Consider the following 7,436-nt stretch of genomic DNA (forward strand, 5'->3'; position numbering starts at 1 on the left):
TGCCCTCTGCGCTGATTTCCTTTGCCCGGACAGAATGGGGAATCTCGGTTCCGAACACCTTGATTTTACTGCCGTAGGTTTCCCGCAGCAGGGCGGCAATCTCTTTGGCGAAGTTAGTGCGGTTGTCCACCATTGTCAGCAGAATACCGTCTATTTGCAGTTTCGGGTTGATCTGCCGCTTGACCTTGTTCACCGTAGAGAGCAGCTGTTCCAGCCCTTTGGCGGGCAGGTACTCCGCCTGGACGGGAATTATAATCCTGTTGGCAGCGGCCAGGGCGTTGACGGTGAGCATACCCAGGGAGGGCTGGCAGTCTATGAGGATATGGGAATACTGCCCCTTTACACTGTCCAGGTACTGCCGCAGAATCGTTTCCCGGCTCATAGCGTTTACCAGCGATACCTCCATGCCAGACAGCTGAATATCCGCTGGCATCAGATCCACGCCCTCCGGGTGGCGAAGAATCCCCTCGCCGGGGCGAACCGGCTGATCGGTCAGGATGCGGCCCATTGCGTCAGAGAGGGTAAAGGGCAGCTTATCCGGCTGGGGATTGCCCAGGCTGATGGTCAGGCTCCCTTGCGGGTCCCCGTCAATGAGCAGCACTTTCTTTCCCGCCTGTGCCAGCCCAATCCCTAAGTTGGCACAGGTTGTGGTCTTGCCCACACCGCCTTTCTGGTTTGCGATGGCGATGATTTGCGTGTTCAAGATAATCACCTCATTTCTTGGTATGAAAAAAGGGAGAATGTGACCGGAATCAACATTCTCCCTTAGAAACGATATGTGATTGTGCAATGATCTGTCTTTTGTGAGGTTAGCTTTTGAGAGCCATCTCGCCGCAAACCCGCATGAATACTGGGTTTTTGCCTGTTTGCTTTCCCTTTCCCCAATAACCTGTGTTCAATGAGATGTTCGCCAAGGACGCCAGCAAAAAAATCAAGGCAACCTGGCAATCCAAGGGGCGCTCTGGCGAACACCTTTGCATCATCCCGCCCTATGGGTACATGAAAGACCCGGAGGACAAGAAACACTGGATTGTGGACGAGGAAGCGGCGGCTATCGTGCAAAAGAGTTTCTCCCTGTGCGTGGATGGCTTGGGGCCGACGCAGATCGCCAAGTGGCTGCAACAGAACAACGTCCCGAACCCCACGGACTACGCCCACGAAAAGGGTTTGCTGGTCTGCAACGCTCCCACAGCTAATCCCTACAAATGGACAAACGAAACTGTTTCCCTCATTTTGGAGCGTATCGAGTACCTGGGCCATACGGTCAATTTAAAGGCCAGCAAACCATCGTTCAAGAGCAAGAAAAAGGTCTGGAATAACCCGTCCGAGTGGGTGATCTTCGAGAACACCCAAGAGCCGATTATCGGGAAAAGCGTGTTCCTGGGCTTGCAGAACATCCGGCAGGCCAGACGCCGCCCGACCAAGATGGGGACATGGGTATGTTTTCCGGACTGGTATACTGCGCTGATTGCGACGGCAAGATGTACCTATGCCGGGCCAACCACTTCAAGCCGGAACAGGAGTATTACATCTGCTCCGCCTATCGGAAAGACCGTACCCTGTGCAAGACGCACTCCATCCGCCGTGTAATGCTGGAAGAAATCGTACTGCGGAACCTGCGGGAAGCGATCTCCTATGTGACGCAGTATGAGGACGACTTTATCCAGCGGGCGGCGGAACGGAGCCTGCTGGCACAGAAAAAGGATGTGCTGGCACAGTCTGAAAAGCGCATCGCGGAGTTGGATGTAATCTTCAAGAGAATTTACGAATACAGCTTCTATGAGTTAAGAGGTGGGAACCACAAGGATTATCAAGATAGGGATTACTCCGGGAAGAATACGGACAGGCCCAAATTCCAGGAGCTTTTAGCCGATATTAGGCAGGGCTTAATCCGCCGGGTGGTGGTTTACGAGCTGGATCGTATCAGCCGTTCTATTTTGGACTTCGCAACCATGATGGAACTGTTCCAGCAATACAATGTGGAGTTCGTTTCCTCTACGGAAAAGTTTGATACCTCCACACCCATGGGCCGGGCTGTGCTGAATATCTGCATTGTATTTGCACAACTGGAGCGAGAGGCAATCCAGAAGCGGGTAACGGACGCTTACTATTCCCGGTGTCAACGGGGCTTCCACATGAGCGGCGCGGCCCCCTATGGCTTCAAGCTGGAGCCCACCACTATCCGGGGCATACGGACGAAAATGATGATCCCGGACCCAGACACGGCGAATATCGCTCGGTTGATGTTCGAGATGTACGCCGAGCCGTCCACGTCGTTCGGGGATATTGCCCGGTACTTTGCTGAAAACAATATCTTGATTTACGGCAAAGAATTAAAACGAGGTTTTATCTCTCAACGGCTCCGCAATCCGATTTACGCCCAAGCTGACTGCTTTAAACGTGGAGCTTGCCCAGGTAGAGGACGAAATTGAAAAACTGCTGAATACTCTGGCCGGGGCCAATGCAGTTTTGTTGTCCTATGCCAACGGCAAAATTGAGGAGCTGGATGCCAACCGTCAACGGCTGATAAAGGAGATTGCGGCGCTGAACGCTGAAACAATCTCCCCACAAAAAATCGAGACTCTATCTGCCCACCTGGAGAACTGGGACACGATTGATTTTAACGACAGGCGGCAGGTAGCGGAAAGCGGTCCAGAGGCTGCTGATCGCAGCGAAAACAAGGCGGCTCGCGTTCGGATAATAGATAATGTGGCCCGCCACAATTTAAAAAACGAAAAGCCGTTCAATCACGCTAATTAGCGCATTTGAACGGCTTCTTGTTATCTCTATGTTTTTTCTTTCTTGTTTTCTGCCATTTTTATCATTTTCGCCAGATTTCGCTTGTCAGATTTTCATACATGAAAAAAGATAGTTCTGTACGAACGGGAGGCAAATATGCTATAATATCCGCAGGATAACGGTGCTGCCGCTTGCAGCCTGTCATGGCGTGGTTTTGCGGCAATTTTTTCTGCTCCGGCGCCTGCTGTCATTATAGAACATCCGATGGTACCGGATGCTCCGGAAAGGACTTTTCGTATATGGATCTGCTCTCACTTTTTTTGATTGCCATCGGACTTTCGATGGATGCGTTTGCCGTTTCCCTCTCCAACGGGCTTGCCTACCGGGGATTCGGCCGCAGGCAGGCGATAGAGGCCGCCGCCGCGTTCGGGCTGTTTCAGGCGCTGATGCCGGTCACAGGCTATTTTGCCGGACGCACCTTCAGCGATGCGATCAGCGCATTTGACCATTGGATCGCGCTCGGACTGCTCGCGGCAATCGGCGGGAAGATGGTGTTCGACGGACTGCACGATCTGCGTTCCCCCAAGGGGCAGATTGTCCCTCGCAGTTTTACCTTGCGTATCCTGCTGGTGCAGGCGGTCGCCACCAGTATCGACGCCCTTGCTATCGGGATCAGTTTTGCGGTGATGCGGGTCAATATCCTGACCGCTGCGGGATTTATCGGGGTGGTCACCCTGTTTTGCTGTCTGGTGGGAGCAGGGATCGGTTCCCGGTTTGGAAGGCTGCTCGGGCATCGCGCCGAGATATTCGGTGGGATCATCCTGATTGGCATTGGTCTGAAAATCTGCTTTGAGCACACGATGGGTGTCTGAAAATCTGTTTTTCTTCCCATTTCAGATGAGGATTTTTGGGGCGGGAAACGGCGTCTGTGGTGGGTTCAGATAAAAAATGGAGGGGGTTCACATGCTTGCTACCATCCGCAGCCTTGGTCTGACCGGAATCGAGCCGTTCGCTGTCACCGCAGAGGTAAGCGTCTCCCAGGCGATGCCCGGTTTTGACATCGTCGGACTGCCGGATGCAGCGGTCCGGGAGTCCCGCGACCGGGTGCGTTCCGCCTTGCTGCACAGTGGCTATCCATTCCCTGACGGGCGGATCGTTGTCAATCTTGCCCCTGCAGGCGTCAGGAAGGTTGGCTCACTCTATGACCTGCCGATCCTGATCGGCCTCTTGAGCGCACAGGGCATTCTCCCGGAACCGCAGAATGCGATTTTTCTTGGGGAACTGTCCCTGTCAGGGGAAGTGCGGTCGGTAGATGGGGTGCTCCCTATGCTGCTCGGTGCGGCAGGGCTGGGAATTTCGTCTGCCTTCATCCCCGCCGGCAACGCTGCTGAAGCATCCGCGGTACAGGGAATGACAGTCTACCCGGTTGCGGGGATTGGTGAGCTTGTTTGTTTCCTTCGGAAGGAAACAACGCTGCTCCCAGTTTCCGATTGCGCTTTTGAGGAGGCCGCAGGCCCACCGCTGGCCGATTTCAGTGATGTGAAGGGACAGCAGGTTGCCAAGCGAGCCCTGGAAATTGCGGCGGCGGGCGGTCACAACGTTTTGATGATCGGTGCACCCGGCACCGGAAAAAGTATGCTCGCCAAGCGTCTGCCCTCAATCCTCCCCGAGATGCACCCAGAAGAAGCGGTCGAAACCACCAAAATCTACTCGGCAGCGGGATTGCTCCCGCCAGGCGTCCCGTTGATTCGGAACCGTCCGTTCCGCGCGCCGCACCATACAGTTTCCACTGCTGGGATGTGTGGGGGTGGTTCGATCCCGCGTCCGGGGGAACTCTCCCTCGCACATAATGGGGTGCTATTCCTTGACGAATTGCCTGAATTCCAGCGTCCGGTGCTGGAAGCGCTCCGCCAGCCGCTTGAGGATGGGACACTCACCCTTTCGCGAGCACAGGCCCGGCTCAGCTATCCCAGCCGGTTTACATTGGTTGCGGCGATGAATCCCTGCCCCTGTGGATATTTCGGACACCCTACCCGCAGTTGTACCTGTCCGGAAGCCCGAATCGAGCGGTATCTGGATCGGGTTTCCGGGCCTCTGCTCGACCGGATCGACCTGCATGTCGAGGTCCTGCCGGTCGGATATGACCTGCTTTCGAGCAGACGGCAGGAGGAAACCTCCGCAGAGATCCGGGCGCGTGTCACCAACGCCAGAGGGATACAGGACCGCCGGTTCGGCGGGTTGGGCATCCCCTGCAATGCGGAAATCCCGCCCCCTATGCTCCCCCGATTCTGCCCGCTTTCCCCAGATGCGGATGCGCTGCTTCGCAAGCTGTTCGACCGGCTGAGCCTTTCCGGACGCGCCTATGACCGAATTTTGAAGGTATCGCGCACGATCGCCGATCTGGACAGCAGCGGGCAGATTGAGCTGGAACATCTGAATGAAGCGGTGCAGTACCGCAGCCTGGATCGCAAATACTGGAACCGGCACCGATGAAAAAACAGTTGTCTATCTCTGTGCGACTGCGAAACAGCGACAGGACACGCTGAATAGAAAAAGGCGGAGCAACTGCTCCGCCTTTAAAAAACATGTTATTTTTGAAAGAAACTGCTGATTTTATCTAAACTGATCTTAGCCTTGATCGCATCGACAATCTGGTTGATCTGCTCTTCCGGAAGGTCAACTCCCAGAAGCTTTTCCACTGTGGCTACAGGGTCTTTTGTAAAATTGTCCCGCAGCTCCTTGTCGTTCTTAATTTTATCAACCAGCTCTTCTATACTCTTTTTAATATCCATGGCTTACTTCCCAAAATATCTGTTCAGCAGGCCGTTGAATGCGCAGCCATGACGCGCCTCATCCTTTGCCATCTCATGAACAGTGTCATGGATTGCATCCAGACCCAGCTCTTTCGCGCGGGCAGCCAGTTTCTTCTTGCCGTCGCAAGCGCCGTTCTCAGCGGCAACACGCAGTTCGAGGTTCTTTTTGGTGTCAGCATTGACACACTCACCCAGCAGCTCCGCGAATTTCGCAGCATGCTCTGCCTCTTCATAGGCGGCTTTCTCATAATAGAGACCGATCTCCGGATACCCTTCACGATGCGCCTGACGCGCCATTGCCAGATACATGCCAACCTCGGTGCACTCACCGGTAAAGTTCATGCGCAGGCCCTCAATGATCTCTGCATCGACGCCAGCCGCAACACCGATTCTGTGCTCATCCGCCCAGACCATCGAATTGCCCTTCTGCTCCTCAAATTTGGACGCAGGCGCCTTGCACTGCGGGCAGAACTCCGGTGCAGAATCTCCTTCGTGAACGTATCCGCAAATGGTGCAAACAAACTTTTTCATTTGAAACATCCTCCTAAGAATTTTATTTCATTTCAAAAATGATTACTGTTTTTATCTTGATACAAATATACCACAAACGTATAGTTAAGTCAAGCCTTTTTGACGCAGTTTTCTAAAAATAATACCGCTGCTGCCAGGTACCCTGACAGCAGGATTTCCCGGTACAACAGCTGCTTTGTCGCTATTATAACATGCTGCCGCGAAGAGTGCAAGCATCCTGTAATTTCCTTTTGAATTCTTTCTGTCAGAGCGGCAGCGTTATGTAAAAAACATACAAACCCCATATGCTGGATATACTAATATGAAGAATGAAGATTCAGATGAACAGGGGGATAGGCCTATTATGTGTACCAGCATCGCGATGAAAACCAGCGATTTTTATTTCGGGCGCAACATGGATATTGAATACAATTTTGGGGAGCGGGTGGTGATTACGCCCAGAAATTTTCCTTTCCTGTTCCGCAGGGCTGGATATATGAAGGAGCACTATGCGTTCATGGGTTCGGCAACCATATCCGGAGGCTACCCGCTCTACGCGGAAGGGGTAAATGAAAAAGGGCTTTGTGTGGCGGGATTGAACTTTCCGGGAAATGCCTACTATTCGGAGGAAATGGACCCCCGAAAAAGCAATATCTCTCCGTTTGAACTGATCCCCTGGCTGCTCGGCAGATGCGCCTCGCTGGCAGACGCGCGGGAACTGCTGGAGGAAACCCACATCGTCGCGATACCGTTCAGCGGGCAGATCCCGCTGGTCCCGCTGCACTGGCATATTGCCGATGTAACCGGGTCGATCGTACTGGAATCGACCAAAGGGGGAACCAGCATCTATGAAAACCCGGTCGGGGTTATGACCAACAATCCCCCCTTTCATTTCCAGATGGAGAACCTTTGCCAATATATGAACCTGATTCCCGGACAGCCGAACAACTGCTTCAACCAAAAACTGGGGTTGGAGCCATTTGGATGCGGATTCGGCAGCATCGGGCTTCCGGGCGATTTTTCTCCGGCTTCCCGTTTTGTAAAGGTGTCCTATCTGCTGCTCAATTCGATCTGTGATAAGGATGAAGACAGCAGCATTTCGCAGATGTTTCATCTGTTGTCTACCGTTTCGATGGTGCGCGGAGGGGTGGTTATGCCAGGGGACAAATATGAACTGACCTCCTATTCCTGCTGCATCAACGCCGACAGGAAGATCTACTACTACACCACCTATTCCAACTGTCAGATTACAGCGATCCGCCTGGACCGTGAAAATCTCAGCCGTTCGGACCTGATCGAATACCCGCTGCAACAAACGCAGCAGATTGCGTGGGGCAACTGACCGGTCCATTTCAGTTGCGGGCATCCCCGGTT

Annotated in this window: 6 protein-coding genes and 3 pseudogenes; 6 read left to right on the top strand and 3 right to left on the bottom strand. The window is 53.5% G+C overall.

Annotated features, from left to right (window positions below; all coding sequences use genetic code 11):
• The coding region (locus C814_RS11385) for a ParA family protein (protein ID WP_016317983.1) at positions 1 to 703 on the bottom strand (703 nt) is incomplete at its 3' end.
• Between the two features lie 296 nt (positions 704 to 999).
• On the opposite strand from C814_RS11385, the pseudogene C814_RS24505 reads away from it, so the two are divergent.
• The 5 genes and pseudogenes from C814_RS24505 to C814_RS11405 form a co-directional block, all read left to right on the top strand.
• A pseudogene (locus tag C814_RS24505) lies at positions 1,000 to 1,395 on the top strand (recombinase family protein); the annotation flags it as partial.
• Between the two features lie 86 nt (positions 1,396 to 1,481).
• Positions 1,482 to 1,562, top strand: a pseudogene (locus tag C814_RS24510) (hypothetical protein); the annotation flags it as partial.
• Between the two features lie 144 nt (positions 1,563 to 1,706).
• Positions 1,707 to 2,760 (top strand): annotated as a pseudogene (locus C814_RS22895) (recombinase family protein).
• A 278-nt stretch (positions 2,761 to 3,038) separates the two neighbouring features.
• Positions 3,039 to 3,611, top strand: a complete 573-nt coding sequence (locus C814_RS11400) for a manganese efflux pump MntP (protein ID WP_016317987.1) — start codon at positions 3,039 to 3,041, stop codon at positions 3,609 to 3,611.
• A gap of 91 nt (positions 3,612 to 3,702) precedes the next feature.
• Entirely contained in the window at positions 3,703 to 5,232 is a 1,530-nt protein-coding gene (locus tag C814_RS11405; protein WP_016317988.1) for a YifB family Mg chelatase-like AAA ATPase, read from the top strand.
• Between the two features lie 95 nt (positions 5,233 to 5,327).
• Here C814_RS11405 and C814_RS11410 read toward each other — a convergent pair whose 3' ends face one another.
• Together C814_RS11410 and C814_RS11415 are read right to left on the bottom strand one after the other, a co-directional pair.
• Positions 5,328 to 5,531, bottom strand: a complete 204-nt coding sequence (locus C814_RS11410) for a hypothetical protein (RefSeq protein WP_016317989.1) — start codon at positions 5,529 to 5,531, stop codon at positions 5,328 to 5,330.
• Between the two features lie 3 nt (positions 5,532 to 5,534).
• Entirely contained in the window at positions 5,535 to 6,083 is a 549-nt protein-coding gene (locus tag C814_RS11415) for an NADH peroxidase (RefSeq protein WP_016317990.1), read from the bottom strand.
• 343 nt (positions 6,084 to 6,426) lie between these two features.
• Here C814_RS11415 and bsh point away from each other — a divergent pair, with 343 nt between their 5' ends.
• On the top strand, positions 6,427 to 7,404 hold the full coding sequence (gene bsh / locus C814_RS11420) for a choloylglycine hydrolase (protein WP_016317991.1): 978 nt from the start codon (positions 6,427 to 6,429) through the stop codon (positions 7,402 to 7,404).
• The last annotated feature ends 32 nt before the right edge of the window (positions 7,405 to 7,436 follow it).

The organism is Anaerotruncus sp. G3(2012) (genome assembly GCF_000403395.2).
Classification (GTDB): Bacteria; Bacillota; Clostridia; order Oscillospirales; family Ruminococcaceae; genus Anaerotruncus.